Consider the following 20,479-nt stretch of genomic DNA (forward strand, 5'->3'; position numbering starts at 1 on the left):
AATTTAAACGAGTGTTTAAAATAGAGTTAAGGTCACGGAATGGCAAATCGATCCGATACAAAAACAAGAATACTGGATGCTGCAGAAAAATTATTTGCAGAGCGAGGCTTTTCTGAAACCTCCTTACGTCTGATCACCAGTAAGGCTGAAGTTAATCTTGCTTCAGTGAATTATCATTTTGGTTCAAAAAAAGAGTTAATACGGGCTGTTTTAGCGCGTTATCTCGATGTTTTTATGCCTGCAGCCTCGTCTGAAATAGTGAGTCTACAGAGTTCTGACAAAGATGCATCGCTTAATGATATTTTTTCAACCTTAGTCAAACCTTTGTTAGACCTAAATCAACTAAGGTCAGAGGGTACCCGTACTTTTTTACAGTTACTGGGTAGAGGCTATATCGAGAGTCAGGGGCACCTCAGGTGGTTTATCACCACGCATTACGGTGACCATCTCACTCAATTTGTAAAAGCGGTAGCCGACAGTGCGCCTCATATTCCTCCCGCGGAAATGTTTTGGCGTTTACACTTTACCTTAGGCACTGTGGTCTTCACCATGGCCTCGGCGGATGCGTTAACAGAAATCGCGGCTGCTGATTTCGGTGAACATAATGATATCGAAGCCGTTATACGTAAAGTTATCCCTTATCTTTCAGCTGGTGTGGCAGTTCCGGTAACGGCTTAGCTTCAGCTTCAATAGAATAAAAGGTAAAATCATGACTCTGTTTATACTTGCACTCTTGATTATTATTGTGCTCTTTGGTGTCAAAAATATCAGGATGCAGTTCATCACACGCCCTGTCTTTTCATTTTTTAAGAAGGTCCTCCCGCCTTTATCCGATACAGAGAAGGAAGCGATGGAGGCCGGCGATGTCTGGTGGGAAGGTGAGCTTTTCAGAGGTAAACCCAATTGGGAAACCCTACATAGTTATGGAAAGCCTACACTCACTTCAGAAGAGCAAGCCTTTCTCGATAATCAGGTGGTGACTGCACTGACTATGATCGATGATTATGACATAGTGCAAAATCGTAAAGATCTCCCACCTGAACTTTGGCAATATTTTAAGGATGAAGGTTTCTTCGCCCTGATCATTCCAAAGCAGTATGGCGGTAAGGCCTTTTCTGCTTATGCTAACTCGACCATAGTCAGTAAGCTCGCCAGTCGCAGCGTCAGTGCCGCTGTTACTGTGATGGTGCCGAACTCTTTAGGTCCTGGCGAACTGCTCACCCATTACGGTACACAGGAACAGAGAGAGCACTGGTTGCCTAAACTGGCCAGTGGAGAAGCAGTTCCTTGTTTTGCCCTGACGGGACCCGAAGCTGGATCCGACGCTGGTGCGATTCCTGATGAAGGCATCGTCTGTCGCCAGGAGTTTGAAGGCGAAGAGGTTCTGGGTCTTAAACTTAACTGGGATAAGCGCTATATCACCTTAGCTCCGGTGGCGACGGTACTCGGTCTGGCCTTTCAGATGCGTGACCCTGACGGCTTATTAGGTGATAAAGAGGCTCTGGGGATCACCTGTGCCTTGATACCGACAGATCACGCCGGTGTGAAGATTGGACAGAGACATAATCCGCTCAATATGGCATTCATGAATGGCACGACTCAAGGGGAAGATGTCTTTATTCCCTTGGATTGGATCATAGGTGGACCTCAATATGCTGGCCGTGGTTGGCGCATGTTGGTGGAATGTTTATCTGCAGGGCGGGGAATATCATTACCTGCACTGGCGACGGCCTCTGGTCACACGGCGACGAAAACAACGACTGCATACAGCTATGTCAGGCATCAGTTTGGTCTTTCTATCGGTAATTTTGAAGGTGTGCAAGAAGCGCTCGCCCGCATCATAGCCAATACCTATCAGTTAGAAGCGGCGAGACGCTTGACGACAACGGGTATCGATCTGAAAGTGAAGCCATCGGTCGTGACAGCGATTGCAAAATATCACATGACTGAAATGAGCCGTGATGTGCTTAACGATGCTATGGATATTCAATCGGGTAAGGGGATTCAACTCGGTCCGAAAAACTATCTGGGTCATCCCTATATGGCGAACCCCATCTCAATTACGGTCGAAGGGGCGAACATTCTTACTCGTAGCCTGATGATATTCGGTCAGGGGGCGACTCGTTGTCATCCCTACGTGCTTGCTGAGATGGAAACTGCGGCGATGGACGATAACGAGGCCGCATTGGAACGCTTTGACTCGCTTTTGCTCGGTCATATCGGCTACGCAGCCCGTAATGCATTCAGTTCTGTGTTTTGTGCGTTAACGGCCAGTCGTTTTAATCAGACTCCGGTGAGCGGTGAGACCCAGCAGTATTATAAAGACATGTCGAGACTCTCATCGGCGTTAGCATTTATGACCGATGTCTCTATGTTGATCATGGGTGGGGATCTCAAGCGAAAAGAGATGTTATCGGCAAGGATGGGTGATGTGCTCAGTGAGCTCTATTTAGGCTCAGCGACCCTGAAACTTTTCGAAGACAACGGTCGTCAACATGATGATCTTCCTGCGGTGCGCTATGTGATGGCCACCCGATTACACAAAGCGGCTAAGGCTCTGGAAGCTACGCTACGTAATTTCCCTAACCGTCCAGTTGCTTGGGTGATGAGGGCATTGATATTCCCTCTGGGCAACCATTTTAATGGTGTGACCGACAAGATGGCCATCGATCTCGTTCAAGGCATGTTAAAGCCAGGACCTGCACGTGATCGTATTACCTTCTTATGTCCTGAATTCGAGGGCGATACCAGTGGTATTGCCGAAGTTGAAGCTGCCTTTATTGCGCAGTTTAACTGTAAGCAGATCCATAAGAAGATAAAAACGGCCCAGAGAAACGGGGCTTTGCCTAAGAAGATGAGTAACCTGCCACTATTTCAGCTTGCCCATGAGACACAAGTTATCGATGCGGTTGAATTGGAGTCGGTGCTTGCTGCCGATAAGCTGCGGCTGGCTGCAATCAATGTCGATGATTTCAGCTCTTTGTAACTGCATCAAATACGAGTTTTAAACAGAGAAGGACGCCGAGGCGTCCTTTTTATTTGTGTTTAAATCGACCGCGATAGTAGATATAAACGAGTAGGGGATCTCCCTACAAAAAAGCACGCTTTCGCGTGCCCTTTTACTGAAGGATGAGAAATTAAGCGACGATCAACACCTTACAGGTATTGGTTCCGCCAATTGTTTCCATCGAATCACCTTTAGTCATCAGGACCATGTCACCGCTCTTGAGGTAACCAGCTGATGTTAGTGTTTCTAACGCTTTACGAGCAACGTCTTCAGCACTGACATTGGTAGAGTCAAAATGTACTGCCTGCACCCCACGATACACGGCCATCTTGGCTAATGTCACTTCATGGCGTGACAAAGCAAAAATAGGCAAAGCTGAGCTGATACGAGACATCAACTGAGGAGTCGCACCGGATTCAGTTAACGCAACAATAGCCTTGATACCTTTAAGGTGGTTTGCCGCATACATAGTTGATAGCGCAATAGTTTCTTCAACTGAATCGAAACTTTCATCGAGTCTATGTTTAGAGACTTGTACACTTGGGTGTAATTCCGCACCAAGACAGACTTCAGCCATTGCCTTGACGGTTTCTTCCGGGAAGTCGCCAGCTGCAGTTTCTGCCGATAACATCACAGCATCAGTACCATCGAGAACGGCGTTAGCCACATCCATGACTTCAGCACGAGTAGGCATTGGGCTGGTGATCATAGATTCCATCATCTGAGTCGCTGTGATCACGCTCTTGTTGAGCTGGCGAGCTCGGCTGATGAGTCTCTTCTGTACGGCGACGAGAGCTGGATCGCCAATCTCGACACCTAGGTCACCACGGGCAACCATGACAACATCAGATGCTCTGATCACATCATCCATAGCTTCGTCAGTCGCTACGGCTTCAGCGCGTTCAACTTTAGACACAATAAGTGCCTTACTGCCGGCTTTAAGGGCGAGTTCACGTGCATAATCAAGATCAGCACCCGTACGAGGGAAAGAAACTGCAAGATAATCAACCTGAATTTCAGCAGCGGTTATAATGTCGCGCTTATCTTTTTCGGTTAGCGCTGCAGCAGACAGACCACCACCTTGCTTATTGATGCCCTTGTTATTCGATAAAGGTCCGGCAACGGTGACTATGGTGTGTACCTTATTGCCTGAAACACTTTCGACTCTTAGTTGTACACGACCATCGTCCAGCATAAGGATATCGCCGATGCAGACATCGTTTGGCAACTCTTTATAGTCGATACCTACTTGCTTCTCATCGCCTTCACCCTTGGGAAGATCAGCATCTAAGACAAAGCTTTGACCTAAGTCTAGTTGAACTTTTTTGTTGTCTTTAAAGGTAGAAACCCGAATTTTTGGACCTTGAAGATCGCCCAATACAGCGATATGAACACCGAGTTCAGCGGCTATTCTGCGTGTATCTTTAGCACGTTTGATATGATCTTCAGGTGAGCCGTGGGAGAAGTTTAGTCGAACAACATTAGCGCCAGCTTTTATGATGCGGCGTAAGTTGTCATCGCGGTCGGTAGCGGGACCTAAAGTGGTTACAATTTTGGTTCTGCGGAACATGACATACTCCGTTAAGTTTTAAATAAATTCTGACACTATATTAACAGAGGATTTTAGTTTATGTAGGAAAATTACAAACAAAGTGATCTAAAACAATATAATAATTTTGTGAAGTGAAACTGAAAATGGAGGGTGAAAAGGCAGTAAACAGAAAGTGTACTGCCGTGGAAGCTAAAGAAAGTCAGTTACAGTATAGAATCTTTGTCTATCCTTGACTCTTTTAACACCTCTTTCACTCGCTTTAAACTCTCTCTGAATCTAGGTCCGCGGCGTAAAGTAAAGCCAGTCGCTAATACGTCAATGACAACCAATTGTGCTAAGCGGGATGCCATGGGTAGGTACATATCTGTATCTTCCGGCACTTCCATGGTAATTGGCAGTGTGCATTCACTCGATAGCGGCGAGTTGTGGGTTGTTATACCTATGACGGCTGCGCCGTTTTCACGGGCAATCCTGGCGATATCAATCATAGACTTGGTGCGGCCTGTATGTGAGATAAGCACGATAACGTCACCTTCTCCACTGTTGATGCAGCTCATTCGTTGCATTAACACGTCATCGAAACAGATGACGGGCACGTTAAATCGAAAGAACTTATTTTGTGCATCATGAGCCACAGAAGCCGAAGCACCGAGACCAAAGAAAGAGATCTTTTTAGCCTGAGTCAGAATATCGACGGCCTTATTGATGGCACTGGTATCTATGCTCTGCCTAGCAGTGTCGAGAGAAGCCATTGATGATTCGAATATTTTTGTAGTATAGGAATCAGGAGTGTCATCTTCTTCCACATGCCGGCTGACATAGGGGGTCCCGTTAGCTAAACTTTGAGCTAGGTGGAGTTTAAAGTCCGGGAAGCCCTTGGTGTCTAGTCGACGGCAAAAGCGGTTAACAGTGGGCTCACTCACGTCGGCCATCTTGGCAAGAGTCGCGATACTTGAGTGGATAGCCGTCTGTGGAGAAGCCAGAATGACTTCTGCAACTTTGCGCTCTGATTTACTAAAATGGGTGAGGCTTTTTTGAACCTTTTCTAGGGTATTCATATGCGTACGTCCACTCGAAAAAATATGTAATTTTATTATTTCTTTTCTGTCATTTTAGAAAGCTTCTATAAATGAGAAACTTGACCGCTATGACGGATTATAACTTTGCTGTGATTAAAAGTTCCTACTGTATATAGTAATTTAATCACGAAAAGCATACCAGATTATAGGGTGATATGCCTAGTTTACAAATAGGTGTTATTTGCAAATTTAAGATGCAATTAACAATTTCTGTTGTTATATTACAACAAATATGTGAAATTCATATCGAATCGATTGAACACAGTGAGATAGGAGATTGAGAAGCTATGGGCATAACAACACCAGAAGCCAAAGCTTGTGATTTTGTATTGTTTGGTACTAAAGGTGATTTAGCACGGCGTAAATTACTTCCCTCTTTATATCAGCTAGACAAAGCTGGCCTGCTGAATGTTGATACTAAGGTCATTGGCGTAGCGAAAGATGCCTTTACTCAAGAAGAATTTAAAGCGTTAGTCGATAAAGCCCTGAAGACCTTCGTGAAAGAGGATCTTTGTGGGGAGACGGTCGAGCGCTTCTTACTACGATGCCATTATATAGGGGCTAACTTTACTGAGTCTGAAGGTTACAAACCTTTCCATGACATACTCGAGCCCGAGAAAAGGGTGATGGTCAGTTATTTTGCGACGCCACCCGCAATCTTCGGTGATATCTGTCGCTGCCTTAATGAGCAAAACTTGATCTATCCCGACTCTCGTGTCGTATTAGAAAAACCCATAGGTTACGATCTCGAATCTTCTAAAGTCATCAACGACAATGTTTCTGCCTTCTTCAATGAAAATCAAATCTATCGTATCGATCACTATCTAGGTAAAGAAACCGTTCAGAATCTTATCGCACTTCGTTTTGCCAATTCATTGTTTGCCTCGAAATGGGATAACCGTACCATAGACCATGTACAGATCACCGTTGCCGAAGAGGTAGGTATCGAAGGTCGTTGGGGTTACTTCGATAAGGCGGGACAGATGCGTGACATGATCCAGAATCATCTGTTGCAGGTATTGACACTGGTCGCCATGGATCCTCCTTTAGACTTAGATGCCGACAGTATACGTGATGAGAAAGTGAAAGTGCTCAAATCACTTCGTCCTATTAATTCAGATAATATCTATGAGAATACGGTCCGTGGTCAATACGCATCCGGATTCTTGCAAGGTTCACCGGTTCCCGGATACCTCGAAGAGGAGGGCGCTAATACTCAGTCCAATGCTGAGACGTTTGTTGCCTTAAGGATTGATATCGATAACTGGCGTTGGGCCGGCGTACCATTCTACCTTCGCAGTGGTAAACGTATGCCAGCCAAGAGTTCTGAAATTGTCGTCTATTTCAAGAACCCGCCTCATAACCTCTATCGCTCAAGTTATAGAAACTTGCCGCCAAATAAATTGACGATTCGACTTCAGCCCCATGAAGGTGTCGAAATTCAGATGATGAATAAAGTTCCGGGTCTTGAGCAAAAGCAACGACTACAGACGACTAAACTCGATTTAAGTTTCTCCGATACCTTTAAAAATGAGCGTATCGCAGATGCCTATGAACGTCTGTTACTCGAAGCTATGTTGGGTAATCAGGCGTTATTTGTACGTCGTGATGAAGTCGAACAGGCTTGGACTTGGGTCGATGGAATCATTCAAGCTTGGGAAGATAGCAACGAGAAGCCAAAACCCTATCCTGCAGGCAGCTGGGGTCCTGTTGCATCCGTTGCTTTGATCGCTAAAGACGGCCGTTCTTGGGATGAGTAAGAGGATTTAGTCATGATTAAAGAAAGTGTGTTCAAATCATTCGATGATAAAACATCATTAGAAAACCAGCTTGCGGAGCGTATTGCTAAGCAACTGCAGGAAGCGGTAGATACTCGAGGTAAAGCGAGTCTGATTATGTCTGGTGGCTCGACCCCGGTAAAACTCTTTCAACTGCTTAGTCATAAAAATGTTGAATGGAGTGAGGTGTATATCACCTTGGCCGACGAGCGTTGGGTCGACAATGACTCCGATGCTTCTAACGAGAAGCTTGTTAGGACTCACCTGTTACAAAATAAGGCCCACACCGCCAAATTTCGTGGCCTTAAAAATATGTTCTCTTCACCAGAAGAGGGCTGTGCAATGGCCATAGAACAACTGGCTAATTTCCCGAGTCCATTCGATGTCGTCGTTTTGGGGATGGGTAATGACGGTCATACTTGCTCCTGGTTCCCATGCTCTAAGGAGATAGAAGAAGCGCTATCGACTGAGAAGTTATGCGTGGCGGTCAACCCTGGTTCTGCACCTAACCCCAGGTTGTCTCTGTCAAAAACGGCGATCTTGGCCAGTCGTCAAATATACCTACATATCGTCGGTGAGCAGAAGTTATCTGTTTATCGTCAAGCGCTTGAAAACGAAGACGCTAACAGTATGCCAATCCGAGCCGTATTGGCACAACATAAGACACCAGTCGACGTTTACTGGAGCGCTTAAGGAGTTATTATGCACGCAGTTGTACAATCTGTAACCGATAGGATTATCGAACGCAGTAAAGTGTCACGGGCTAAATACCTGGCGGCGCTCAATGAAGCAAAACAAAATGGTGTCCATCGTAGCTCGTTGAGCTGTGGTAACTTAGCCCATGGATTTGCAGCCTGTAAGCCAGATGATAAGCAATCAATTAAAGGCTTAACTAAGGCTAACATAGGCATAGTTACGTCATTTAATGACATGCTCTCGGCTCACCAGCCCTATGAAACCTACCCGGACCTATTGAAGCAAGCTTGCGCCGAAGTTGGTAGCGTGGCTCAGGTCGCAGCCGGCGTGCCAGCCATGTGTGACGGTGTGACTCAAGGCCAGCCCGGTATGGAGCTCAGTCTTCTCAGCCGCGAAGTGATTGCCATGTCTACTGCGATAGGCCTGTCGCATAACATGTTCGATGGTGCCTTGTTACTCGGTATATGTGACAAAATCGTACCTGGCTTATTGATCGGCGCGCTCAGTTTCGGTCATCTACCTATGTTATTCGTGCCAGCCGGCCCGATGAAATCGGGTATCCCCAATAAAGAGAAGGCGCGTATTCGGCAGAAGTTTGCTCAAGGGCTCGTCGATAGAGCGGCGCTGCTTGAAGCTGAATCGGCCTCTTACCACAGTGCCGGTACTTGTACTTTCTATGGCACGGCTAACAGTAACCAGTTGATGCTCGAAGTCATGGGACTGCAGCTACCTGGCTCATCGTTTGTTAATCCAGACGACCCATTAAGAGAAGTGTTAAGCAAGACAGCTGCTAAGCAAGTTTGTCGTCTGACTGAGATGGGCACGCAATACACACCTATCGGTGAGATTGTAAATGAGAAATCCATCGTGAACGGTATAGTTGCGCTACTGGCGACAGGCGGTTCGACTAACTTGACCATGCATATTGTTGCCGCGGCTCGTGCTGCCGGCGTCATCATTAACTGGGATGATTTCTCAGAGTTATCAGACGCTGTGCCACTCGTTGCTCGTGTGTATCCAAATGGTCATGCTGACATCAACCATTTCCACGCCGCCGGCGGTATGGCTTTCTTAATAAAAGAGCTACTCGATGCCGGGATGCTCCATGAAGATGTCGACACTGTTGCCGGTCATGGACTTCGTCGTTATACCCAAGAGCCTAGATTATTTGATGGTGAAATCAAGTGGGTAGAAGGTCAAGTCACCAGTCTGGACACAGAGGTATTGACTTCGGTCGATCAACCTTTCCAGGCCAACGGTGGTTTGAAGCTACTCAAAGGTAATTTGGGCCGAGCTGTTATCAAGGTGTCTGCTGTATCTGAGCAACATAGAGTTGTCGAGGCGCCGGCCGTTGTTATCGATGATCAAAATAAGCTCGAAGCCATCTTTAAAGCAGGCGATCTTGACAAAGACTGTGTTGTTGTCGTTAAGGGCCAGGGCCCTAAGGCTGTCGGTATGCCTGAGTTACATAAGCTCACTCCAATACTTGGCACACTTCAAGACCGTGGCTTTAAGGTCGCTCTGTTGACCGATGGTCGTATGTCCGGTGCCTCAGGGAAAGTCCCAGCAGCCATTCATCTTACGCCAGAAGCGCTCGATGGTGGCTTGATTGCCAAGGTGCAATCCGGTGACATGATCCGTGTCGATGCGTTAACTGGCGAGCTCATTCTATTAGTCACTGACGCCGAGTTAGCGACGCGCGTGGCGGAAAAAGTGGAGCTTCGTAAAACGAATTACGGTATGGGCCGAGAATTATTCGGTGCATTAAGATCAAATTTAAGTAGTCCTGAAACGGGTGCTCGCTGCACCAGTGCCATCGATGAAATCTATTAAAGGAAGAGTAAAGAATGCCTGAGAATAACTGGTCATTACAACCACAAGATATTTTTAAACGCAGCCCTATTGTTCCTGTCATGGTGATCAATAAGATAGAAGATGCAGTTCCCTTGGCTAAGGCGCTCGTTGCCGGTGGGATCAGTGTGCTGGAAGTGACCTTACGTACGCCTTGTGCGCTAGAAGCTATCACAAAAATTGCTAAAGAAGTTCCTGATGCACTTGTCGGTGCGGGCACTATCTTAAATGAAGAACAACTACAGCAAGCTGTCGATGCCGGTGCCCAATTTGTTATCACACCCGGTGCGACACCTAGCTTACTTAAAGCGGCAATGGCGGGGAGTATCCCTTTAATACCGGGCGTTGCCAGTATTTCTGAAGTGATGGTGGGTATGTCACTTGGTTATACCAATTTCAAGTTTTTCCCAGCCGAAGCATCGGGCGGAGTCAATGCCCTCAAGGCCTTCTCTGGTCCACTTGCAGATATTCGTTTCTGCCCGACAGGTGGGATCACACCGAGCAGTTACCGTGATTACCTAGCGCTTAAGAATGTTGATTGTATCGGTGGCAGCTGGATAGCACCGACGGATGCGATGGAGCAGGGGGATTGGGCTCGTATTACCGAACTCTGTAAAGAAGCCATTAGCGGTATATAAAGCCTAGCTAGATAATAAGCCACTAATGGGTGGCTTATAGCAGGAATAAGGTAAAGACTCATTCCTGGAGTGTGATTTAATGATGTAAGGCTGCCTAATTGGCAGCCTTTTTTTATGCTTAAAGCTAATGAAACAGGCAAATTGTTCTGCTTCACAAATTAAAAGAAAAGAGGGCACATCTATATACTTTGATGGTCAAACTATATTAAAATTATTATGTTTGATAATCAAAGTAACTAGCCGGACACTCGATCTGTACAAGTTAACACCAGAACGGTTGTTGCATGCTGGATGAGTCGTTTGCTATCGACCCGGTTATTTACATTTAATTTTCCATCTGGTTAAGGTTTAAGATGAATAAAATAAGTCATGCTTCAGAAAAATGGCAACACACACACAACTTTGCTTCGGTCAGTGATGCCGGAGAGCGTAATACCCGATATGTGCTCTACTTGACAGTTGTGACCATGATCGTCGAAATCGCCGCAGGAACCGTTTATGGTTCGATGGCATTACTGGCCGATGGCTGGCATATGGGCACCCATGCAGCCGCATTCATGATCACGCTTTTTGCTTATCATTACGCAAGAAAACATGCTAATAACCCAGCATTTTCCTTTGGCACGGGAAAAGTCAGTGTGTTAGGTGGATTTACCAGCGCCATTGCTTTAGGGCTAGTGGCGATCATCATGTTGGTTGAATCTGTCATGCGGGTTTTCAGTCCACATCAGATTCATTTTAACGAAGCTATCATGGTGGCCATTATTGGGCTTACCGTGAATGTGATCAGTGTTTTCTTATTAAAGGACCATCATACACATGATCATGGGCATGCCCATTCCCATAGTCACAGCGCAGAGGATGCCCATGAACATACTCAGACGCATGACCATAATTTAAAGGCCGCGTATTTTCATGTGCTGGCGGATGCATTGACGTCGATACTCGCCATCGGCGCCCTATTACTGGGTAAATTTTATGGATTAAACTGGCTTGATCCTATCATGGGGATTGTCGGCTCGATTATCATCACCAGGTGGGCCTGGCAGTTATTAAAACAAACGGCGCCGATACTCTTAGATGCGAGTATTGAAACTGACTATAAACAGGAGATAGTCCTGGCTATCGAGTCTGATACTCAAGATAAAATTTCGGATATCCATGTATGGCGAATAAGCGCCGATCACTATGCTGCAGAAATTGCCATAGTAACAACAGCGCCCAAAGATATCGCTTTTTACAAAGGTAAATTGAGTCAGTTTACCCGTCTTAATCATTTGACCATTGAAGTTAATACCTCACATCAGGCAAAATGTAGCGGGTAAAGTTAATATGTGCTTATGGCTGTTTGCCATAAGCACATACATCTCGCAGCGATCATATTAAGAGAAGCAAATGAAGTCTACTGAAGATCAGTTAAATCATGTCATGGTTGAATTTTATGAGAAACTTTCTTCATGGGAGCAAGCCGTGGTGAAAGATAATGGCTACAGTCTGCCACAGATCCACACGGTAGAGATCTTAGGTGGACATGGTCCTATGAGGATGAAGGAACTGGCAGAGAAAATAGGGGTAACCACAGGTACACTGACGGTACAAATAGATAAGATGGTTAAATCTGATCTGGTGACTCGTATGCCCCACGAGTCAGATAGACGCTCGATTTTAGTTGCACTCACCCAAAAAGGACAAGCGCTGTATCGAGAGCATGATGCTTTACATCTGCAACTTACGGGAGAGCTTACGGCTGAATTTTCTGATGCAGAGAGAGTACAGTTGCTGAGCTTTATGAAACGTATCAATGCCGAATTTTAGTTCTGTGTCCCTTACTAGATGGCGTTGTTGCAAAAACAGATTATAGTGGTGAATATACTCGTTTACTTCCTAGAGTAGTTACACCATGAGCAACCCTGAATTTAAATGAAAACATTTTGCTGCTGAGTGCTCCTTTGGTCTGTTGGTTGGCATGGCTCCACTCCAATGAGTTATGCCAACCTCAGTGACATGTTATCAGAGCGAGGAATATCCGTGCATCGCACGACACTCTATCGCTGGTTCATCGAATATAGCCCAGCACTATGTAGAAGCCCTGTCGGTATCTGTTTATCCAAAAGACTCATCAAGGCAACTTGATGAATCCTACGCCAAAGTGAAAGGCCAATGGTTTTACCTGTACCGCGCCATTAATAAGCAAGGTGAAACCTTGGATTTTTACTTTTCCAAAAACGAAAGAAACACGCTGCTTATCGGTTTCTTAAACGTTGCTTGAAGCTTTACACACTTGATAAGCAACTTAACACGCTAAATACAGACAAACATTCCTCTTATGCTAATGCCATTGAACGACTAAAAAAGGAGGAAGGTTTACGAGGTGATGTTAAGCAACGGTAAGTAAAGTCACTCAATAATGGTATTGAATCAGATCATGCTCCTATAAAAAAGCTAATAGGCGTACAGGTGGCTTTGAAGTGCACAATCGCGCTTGGTCAAGCATTCAAGATTTTGAGTCATTACGAATGCTAAATAAAGGCCTGTTTGATTTTTTGCTGCGAGGTGACAAATTATTCCGTGGTGCGGGAGAGATCCGATTTTATGAATAGGTTATTCAATGTTGAGGTTATTTACACATCGTTAGCCGGAAATAACAGGTGAAATCGGCCTCCTAATCTTATTTGCAACACCCCCGGTTAAAGCATCTTTCGCTGCATAAGTTGTGCGGTAAGTTCACCACACTCCTGCTCATGGACTTCATATCCAACAATTTTACGGCTGTAAATATCTTCAAACATATACAGATAATAAAACTGGCATGGTTCAAAAATAGTAGTTTTGAGTGAACACTTTATGAAAGTAAAAAATGGTTGTAGCTATGACTCAGTCTAGGTTTTTACCATTTATTGAATTGAAAACTGTTCACTTTATCTGAACCATGCCGATTTAAGGACGTTTACCTTACAACAGAGCCAGTTGTGCTCTGAGATCTAGAATACGGTGTTTGTGGGTCGGTGACGGAGGAAGGAGGGGTCTCAAAATGACTGGGGTGCCCGTTGTCGTAGACCAATATGAATGAACGCTTTACGGCCTCCGCTTTAGGCATCAGACGGAATTGACCTTTTTCTTTTACCAGCACAGCATGCCAGGGTGTGGTCCATTGATCGTCTTTTGAAATCAGGTAAATCCCGATTTTCTCTGACACCAACTCCTGTGGATGAATAGAAAGACGCAGTGCAAATGGTAGGTGTTTTTGGAGTAACCGACTCCATGCATTACTTCTCTGAATTACCCGATAGGCGGTGAGTCGAGCCATTTTATGTAAGGCGGTCCGGCTGAGATGGGACAACTTGTCGATGCCAGAAAAATCTTCCAGCATGAACCGTGTTATCCCAAGATACATGGTGGAGGCTTGTCTTTCTTCTTTGATATGCTTTCTCAAGGACTGGAGTGTTTCCCCAAACTCGATCATCATCTCTTCCCGCAAGGAATCATAGGCGCCGATTTTGGTGAATACATCTTCGAGGTTGAAGAAATCAAAATAGTCCGGGTAATGGTGCATGGCATAGCGGCGGAGTTCGTGGACATAGTCGGACACATGTTCATCTTTGACATGAATAATATCTGCGAACACACGGCCATCCGAACAAATGATGACTTTTGCGCCTGGCGCGTAGATGTTCTCAATCTCCTGACACAGGCCGACCAGATTTTCGAGTGCCAAAAACTCACCTTTGTCCGGTAGATGACTCATCGTCTTATTACGATTAGGTGATTTGGCCGGAAAAGCGGGCAATACCATCACAATCGGCTGCTGGTTATCGACAAAGGTCTGGACTTTCTCAAGATGGGGCGCAATTTGCGCTTCAAATTTCACGGGTTCCTGATTGGGTAGTAAACGTCGCTGCTCTAAAATCAGGCGTAAGATACGGTGTGCAATATGCGCTGTGGATTCATTCACTGTTTCTTTACTGGCACTGTCACTTTTTGGTGCGTGTTTCATTGCTGTCTTATTCATGATTTTGTCCTGTGATACTGGTAGCTTTGGCTGATACGGGGTGAAATGTAGTGGATAGCATTTGATGGATTAGTTGCTGTGCTTGCCCACTGGGAACAAGTGCATGGATATAGGCATCCGGTCGAACGAGAATCGACTGGTCACGATAATAAATTTGTGTTGACCATAACTCAGCACCGGAATTTTCGGCGATCCGAAGCACTTTCACGTAAGGCGGGACCGTTAATTCAGTTTCATCATCACCAAAGATAAGCAGGGTGAATTTGCTGTAATCCAGAAGTGTATAGAGGCGGGTAGTGTGATGCCCTTGGTAAATTTCAAAGTCATAAATCCGGGTACCGTTCAGGCCTGCTTCTCCATAACGAACCCCCATACCGGTGATATTACCAGCTCGTTTTTCAATAATTTTGACGTAGTCCTGGGCATGGGTACCGGTTTCCGAGTATTTGGTGGAACGCACCAGTTCCCCTGAGCTTTCAATTACGCTCATTGCGACAGGCTGGCGCTCATCCTCATAGCTTTGTAACAGGCTGAGGGGGGCGCCATGTTGAATCACCATGTTGAGTTTCCACATCAGATTGAAAGCATCAGCAAGCCCGGTATTCATGCCTTGGCCCCCATTCACAGAATGGATATGGCAGGCATCGCCGGCAAGGAAAACACTATTCTGGATGAAGAACTGCTCTGCCACCGATTCTTTGACCGAGAACTGGGAGTACCAAACCATGTCCTTAAAGCGCAAGGTATGTGGATGCATGGCACGATTAATTTTCTCGATCGCTTCTTCCATGGTGAAATTATTGGTATCCATCCGGACATAGAAACGGTCAATATTACCTTCCCTGGGGATCCAGGCCACATCGGAGGTTTCTGCCTGAAATACAATGATTTCTGGGACTTTTTCAAAGTCTGTCTCTAAGACGCCATCCAAGACGGCCCACACAATTTGTGGCCGAACAATTTCAAAGGGGACCGCAAAGCGTTGACGGACATACGATTGTGAGCCATCGGCGCCGATGATGTAGCTTGAGGTGATCACATCGCCATTAGTGAGAGTGGTTTTGCAGCCATGCTCTTTCAGTTCAATGGCTTCAACAGCGGTTTGGCGAAGCACTCCGGCGTTGGCCTGAGTGAGGCGTTTGTCCAGCAATTGTTCGACGAAAGATTGTCCCAGCATCAGGAAATGTTTGTGGAAACAGCCCTCAAGTACATCCCACCAGGCAGTTTGGCGTGAAACAAAGGCGCCATTTGCCCAGACTGAACTGGTATTGCAGGGTTTGCCTTGCGGGTAGAGCTCATCAAATGCATTGATCACTTCCATCAACTGAAGGGTTCGGGCATTGAGTGCATCAGCACGACCCACTTGCAAGGGTTCTGCGGACTTGTCGAGAACCAGAGTATTTAAACCGCATTGCTGACCTAGATAAGCCAACAGTAACCCGACGGGACCGGCACCGATGATTAAAATATCTGTGGTTTTATGATTCATTGGTAAGACTCTAGGTTGGGGTTTTCAAAAACAGGGTTGGCATTGATATGCACGCGTCGTAAGTGACGCGGGGTATTGGAAGTAAATGCTTCACGGCCATGAAGCAGGTTGAAATTATCCGAGATGACCAAATCCCCGGTTTGCCATTCATGCGCGTAAAAACATCGGGGGTCATAGAGTGAAGCACGCAAGCTGGCATGAAATTCTTGCGATTCTGTCTCTGTAATGCCGGAAAATGCCATATTCGATGGGTTGATAAAAACGCCTTTCTCTTCAAGATGAGGCTCGTTGTAGCGAATCACCGCATGATTGAGATAGGGGTGTTGAGTAATGATTAGCGAGGTTGTCCGGCTATTATAGAATGCCATCTCTCGTTCATAGGTTGCCGTGATTTTTTCCCAGAGTGCAATCTCGGTTTCACTGGCATATTCAAGGGCCAGTACGGTATGAGAGAAAGTGGTCCGACCGCCATGGCCTGTTTCTGGGGCCGACACACACTGGAAAATCTGGTATTCAGGCACTTGTGGACGATACATCCCATCCCAGTGCATCGGCATATAGTTGTTGTCAAAAATATGATCGTCTGGTTTATCTTGCTGCACAAGCTCAAGGACCTTGCCAAACGGCCAGATACTGATATCTCCCCACTGCTCACAATAAGTGGCGAGATCATCATTGGTGGCAAAACTGTCAAAGCCTCTGAGCAAGACAAGCTGATGTATTTTGAACAAGGCGCGAAGGGCTTCAATATCGATGATTTGAACCGAAGCAGGTTGAGCGATGGGTTCAACCATGACGCCAAATGGGTCTAAACGTGTTATGTTATAGTGCATTGTTTAACGTTCTCCGACTGTACTGGCCAAGTATAACCAGACACTTTTAAAAGGGAATTTTCATAGCTAACAGGTGATTTATCTCCGTTAGCGGTGTGTAACCTTTCAACGTTGTAATACTTCATATAACTAGTCACATTTATGCTTCATATGCGCTCTAGTTGGCTGAGCTACTTTAAATATCTAATCATGCTTCAAAAAACTTCCAAAGAATCGTTCTACCACAGCATTGACACTTCTATGTCAACACCCGTTGAGAATTAGCTAGAACTCGGCATATAATCGGAAATAACTCTCTGACAATATATCGTTTAAAACATCGCTGAATTTCTTTAACCGTTAGTCCTTCTGTTGTTCGCTCTTTTCTGAATTATATTTTAACCTTAATGATTGACGATCATTTTCCTTATTAAAGTGGTCCGGTTTCATTAGACTAGTACAGGCATAACAGTGTTAACGATTTCATCCTCACGTTTTTCTATTAAAAGAATAAAGTCAATGATTTAACCTGTGGCGACAAGTTTGTTGTATTTTAGGTAACGTAATACTCTTAAATTAGTAACATTAACTTTAATGTGCCCGTTCATCTGGTGGAAATGTTTAATTCTATTAAGGTACTATTAAAAAGTATCCACAAATCTTTGTTATAACGTCATCTAAAGGTTTACCTGAAGTATGAAAGTAGTTTGTTTTGTTTTTAAATCCAACAATATTTACATTGGCAATATGAAGGTAGGGGGTATTGTAAATAATATTAGGAGGCCTGTTCCATCTGTTGTTCCCAGCTAACTATGTGTAAAACACCTAGTTTACCTGAAGTATGAAAGTAGTTTGTTTTGTTTTTAAATCTAACAACATTTACATTAATAATATAAAGGTGGGGGTTGTTGTAAATAATGTTAGCAGGCCGATTTCGCCTGTTGTTTCCGGCTAACTATGTGTAAATCACCTCAACATTGAATAACCTATTCATAAAATCTGATTTCTCCCTCACCAGGGAATAATTTTGTCACTTCGTAGAAAAAATAAAACTGACCTTTATTTAACATTCGTAATGACTCAAAACCTTGAATGCTTGACCAAGCGCGATTGTGCACTCTAAAGCCCCCTGTAGCGCCTATTATATTTTTTATGGGAGCATGTTCTCAATACCATTATTGAGTGACTTTACTTGCCGTTGCTTAACATCACCTCGTAAACGTTCCCCCTTTTTTAAATCGTTCGATGGAATTAGTATAAGAGAAATGTTTGTCTGTATTTAGCGTGTTAGGTTGCTTATCAAGCGTGTAAAGCTTCAATCAACGTTTAAGAAACCGATAGGCTGAGTGTTTATTTTGTTTATTTTGTTTATTTGTAAAAATAAAATTTCAAGGTTTCACCTTGCTTATTAATGGTTCGGTACAGGTAAAACCATTGGTCTTTCACTTTGACGTAGGTTTCATCAAGTTGCTAGGATGAGTCTTGGCTGTCAGGCGAACACACAAAATGATATCCAAACATTCGGAGGTAATGCAATGACAAACTCAATCGCAGTACACACGACTTCCACTACGGTAGTTGACAGCAACAAGACACAAGCAGGCTCCAAAAAATCCGATATCCTCAAAAATTCATGTTGGGCCAAGGTTAAAATTTCACATTGCTCAGCATTATTGAAATGTCACAATAATTTACAAAAAGACAATCCTTAAAACTCTAAAGTAAAAGGGATTCCATAATGAAAACACTATGGACTTTAAATGGTTAATTAATACATTTTGTACTAATTAACCATTCTATGGAACGCTCGATATAATTGTATCACTATGTGCATCTCGGCTGAAGGAGGGGATGGTTGCTCGAATGTGTTGTTTTTAAATTAGCTGGTTTTTAATTTACGATCGATGAAAGTTTAATTGATTTAAACCTGTCTTGTTGTAACAGTATAAATAATAAGGTAGATTTTGTTATGACGATTTTATGTGAACCCATGGTGTATTACCCAGAGCATGTAATAACAAATGAAGATACTATTTTCTTTTTGGATGAACTACATCCGGACACGCCAAATAAAGAAAAAGCCTTTCGAATGATTAGAAATTCAACCATAGAAAAAAGACATTTAATACTCCCATTAGATAAAACTATTGAATTGGGTGATTTTGGTGAAAGAGCCACTATCTACAGCGAAGAAGCACGAAAGCAATCCACATTAGTCTCACAGCAAGCAATTAAAAAGTCAGGGGCAGCTACTAAAGATATTTCAATGGTTATAGTGACCTCATGCACAGGTTTTATGATGCCATCTTTAACTGCACATTTGATTAATTCTCTTAAATTATCTAACAGTACGATTCAACTGCCAATCGCACAGATGGGATGTGCTGCAGGTGCCTCAGCCATTAATAGAGCCTATGAACATTGCCAACAGAATTCTAGCAACAATGTTCTTATAGTTGCATTAGAAACAGCATCCTTGTGTTTCCACCGCGAAGCCAACAGACTTCAAGATTTTATTACTAATTCGTTATTTGGAGATGGCGTCGCTGCAGTAGTCATGAAAGGGGATGATAATGGTAGTGGCTTTAAATTATCAAATACCCAAAGTCATTTTATGAATAACTCTGAGGAATACATCACGTATTCTATAACCAGCAATGGATTTCATTTTTCATTAGATAAAGATGTTATGCATTCAATTAGTAAAGTTGCACCTAAAATAGTTCAGTTTATCGAAGACTCTTTTGATAAGAAGCCTCATGAGCTGGATTCATACATTTTTCATACTGGCGGTAAAAGAATTTTGGATGAAGTAGAACGTTGTTTATCTCTTAACTCTAGTAGTCTTGATAATTCAAGAAACTGTTTACGTGATACTGGTAACACATCAAGTGTTGCTGTAATTGATGTATTAAAAAGGCATTTTAAGCAAAGAAAAGTTGGAGGTTTAGGGGTTTTAGTCGCCTTTGGCCCTGGGTTTACCACTGAAATGTCTGCAGGTGAATGGGTTTAGGTGTTGCTTAGACTATTTTGTACAGCATTTGAATGCTGCTGGCCCTCCGTCAGCTGAAATTCACGATACTCAATTATGGTAGATTAGGGAGGAGACCATCTCATCATAATATTACGAACGGGTGCCTAGAAAGACAGCAGATATAATTCCTACGCCCCTAACTCTTTACAATATGCACATTATGTAAAGAGTTGGCCTATTTGGGTCTGAAGTGGCATAGTGAATTTTGGCTGCGAGGTGACAAAAATTATTCCTTGGTGCGGGAGAGATCCGATTTTATGAATAGGTTATTCAATGTTGAGGTGATTTATACATAGTTAGCCGGAAACAACAGGCGAAATCGGCCTCCTAATATTATTTGCAACACCCCTTGCTAGACACTGTCACTGCTCGTTAAGTTAAAACTCCTCCGCTTCTTAGTGGACAGTGTTATTTATATGTACACACATTTTTTTCACAACGCTAGAGCTAAACTTAGTTATTGTTTTAGCTTAGTGTCGATGCCCTTATCTCGACGAGACCTAAAGCAGTGATCCACTTCAATACACTTGGGGT

Annotated in this window: 14 protein-coding genes and 4 pseudogenes; 11 read left to right on the forward strand and 7 right to left on the reverse strand. The window is 44.1% G+C overall.

Annotation, left to right across the window (positions count from 1 at the left end; all coding sequences use genetic code 11):
- The first annotated feature begins 39 nt into the window (after window positions 1-39).
- Window positions 40-678 carry a TetR/AcrR family transcriptional regulator gene (locus tag FM037_RS15150; RefSeq protein ID WP_144046676.1) on the forward strand — a complete coding sequence of 213 codons (639 nt, stop codon included), beginning with the start codon at window positions 40-42 and terminating at the stop codon, window positions 676-678.
- A gap of 31 nt (window positions 679-709) precedes the next feature.
- Entirely contained in the window at window positions 710-2,986 is a 2,277-nt protein-coding gene (locus FM037_RS15155) for an acyl-CoA dehydrogenase (RefSeq protein WP_152829878.1), read from the forward strand.
- A 151-nt stretch (window positions 2,987-3,137) separates the two neighbouring features.
- On the opposite strand, the gene pyk is transcribed toward FM037_RS15155, so the two are convergent.
- Both pyk and FM037_RS15165 read right to left on the reverse strand, forming a co-directional pair.
- Entirely contained in the window at window positions 3,138-4,577 is a 1,440-nt protein-coding gene (gene pyk / locus FM037_RS15160) for a pyruvate kinase (RefSeq protein ID WP_144046678.1), read from the reverse strand.
- A 185-nt stretch (window positions 4,578-4,762) separates the two neighbouring features.
- Complete coding sequence (locus FM037_RS15165; RefSeq protein WP_144046679.1) at window positions 4,763-5,617, reverse strand: MurR/RpiR family transcriptional regulator; 855 nt, start codon at window positions 5,615-5,617, stop codon at window positions 4,763-4,765.
- 308 nt (window positions 5,618-5,925) lie between these two features.
- Between FM037_RS15165 and zwf the strand changes: the two genes are divergently transcribed.
- The 7 genes and pseudogenes from zwf (at window position 5,926) to FM037_RS30455 (ending at window position 12,992) form a co-directional block, all read left to right on the forward strand.
- Window positions 5,926-7,398: a glucose-6-phosphate dehydrogenase gene (zwf, locus tag FM037_RS15170; RefSeq protein WP_144046680.1), complete on the forward strand. Its 1,473-nt coding sequence runs from the start codon at window positions 5,926-5,928 to the stop codon at window positions 7,396-7,398.
- 12 nt (window positions 7,399-7,410) lie between these two features.
- Window positions 7,411-8,109 (forward strand): 6-phosphogluconolactonase, encoded by a 699-nt coding sequence (gene pgl, locus FM037_RS15175; RefSeq protein WP_144046681.1) that lies wholly within the window; start codon window positions 7,411-7,413, stop codon window positions 8,107-8,109.
- A gap of 9 nt (window positions 8,110-8,118) precedes the next feature.
- Window positions 8,119-9,945: a phosphogluconate dehydratase gene (gene edd / locus FM037_RS15180; RefSeq protein ID WP_144046682.1), complete on the forward strand. Its 1,827-nt coding sequence runs from the start codon at window positions 8,119-8,121 to the stop codon at window positions 9,943-9,945.
- A 14-nt stretch (window positions 9,946-9,959) separates the two neighbouring features.
- Window positions 9,960-10,601 (forward strand): bifunctional 4-hydroxy-2-oxoglutarate aldolase/2-dehydro-3-deoxy-phosphogluconate aldolase, encoded by a 642-nt coding sequence (locus FM037_RS15185; protein ID WP_144046683.1) that lies wholly within the window; start codon window positions 9,960-9,962, stop codon window positions 10,599-10,601.
- A 353-nt stretch (window positions 10,602-10,954) separates the two neighbouring features.
- Window positions 10,955-11,926 carry a CDF family Co(II)/Ni(II) efflux transporter DmeF gene (gene dmeF, locus FM037_RS15190; protein ID WP_144046684.1) on the forward strand — a complete coding sequence of 324 codons (972 nt, stop codon included), beginning with the start codon at window positions 10,955-10,957 and terminating at the stop codon, window positions 11,924-11,926.
- A 70-nt stretch (window positions 11,927-11,996) separates the two neighbouring features.
- Window positions 11,997-12,416: a MarR family winged helix-turn-helix transcriptional regulator gene (locus tag FM037_RS15195; RefSeq protein ID WP_144046685.1), complete on the forward strand. Its 420-nt coding sequence runs from the start codon at window positions 11,997-11,999 to the stop codon at window positions 12,414-12,416.
- A 172-nt stretch (window positions 12,417-12,588) separates the two neighbouring features.
- Window positions 12,589-12,992: pseudogene (locus tag FM037_RS30455) on the forward strand (DDE-type integrase/transposase/recombinase).
- A 556-nt stretch (window positions 12,993-13,548) separates the two neighbouring features.
- Here the strand turns inward: FM037_RS30455 and FM037_RS15205 are convergent.
- The 5 genes and pseudogenes from FM037_RS15205 to FM037_RS29555 all read right to left on the reverse strand — a co-directional run.
- On the reverse strand, window positions 13,549-14,610 hold the full coding sequence (locus tag FM037_RS15205) for an L-tyrosine/L-tryptophan isonitrile synthase family protein (RefSeq protein ID WP_229380903.1): 1,062 nt from the start codon (window positions 14,608-14,610) through the stop codon (window positions 13,549-13,551).
- Entirely contained in the window at window positions 14,603-16,099 is a 1,497-nt protein-coding gene (locus FM037_RS15210) for an FAD-binding protein (RefSeq protein WP_144046686.1), read from the reverse strand. The genes FM037_RS15205 and FM037_RS15210 overlap by 8 nt, the downstream gene beginning before the upstream one ends.
- A complete protein-coding gene (locus FM037_RS15215) occupies window positions 16,096-16,932 on the reverse strand; it encodes a TauD/TfdA dioxygenase family protein (protein ID WP_144046687.1) in 837 nt (278 codons plus the stop codon). Before FM037_RS15215 ends, FM037_RS15210 begins: the two co-directional genes overlap by 4 nt.
- Window positions 16,917-17,163, reverse strand: a pseudogene (locus tag FM037_RS15220) (IS3 family transposase); the annotation flags it as partial. The pseudogene FM037_RS15220 and the gene FM037_RS15215, both read right to left, overlap by 16 nt.
- Window positions 17,164-17,866: 703 nt before the next feature.
- Window positions 17,867-18,381, reverse strand: a pseudogene (locus tag FM037_RS29555) (DDE-type integrase/transposase/recombinase); the annotation flags it as partial.
- A gap of 499 nt (window positions 18,382-18,880) precedes the next feature.
- Between FM037_RS29555 and FM037_RS15230 the strand changes: the two are divergent.
- Complete coding sequence (locus FM037_RS15230; RefSeq protein ID WP_144046688.1) at window positions 18,881-19,924, forward strand: type III polyketide synthase; 1,044 nt, start codon at window positions 18,881-18,883, stop codon at window positions 19,922-19,924.
- 209 nt (window positions 19,925-20,133) lie between these two features.
- Window positions 20,134-20,241 (forward strand): annotated as a pseudogene (locus tag FM037_RS15235) (IS6 family transposase); the annotation flags it as partial.
- Window positions 20,242-20,479: the final 238 nt, after the last annotated feature.

It is taken from the genome of Shewanella psychropiezotolerans, assembly GCF_007197555.1.
GTDB lineage: Bacteria > Pseudomonadota > Gammaproteobacteria > Enterobacterales > Shewanellaceae > Shewanella > Shewanella psychropiezotolerans.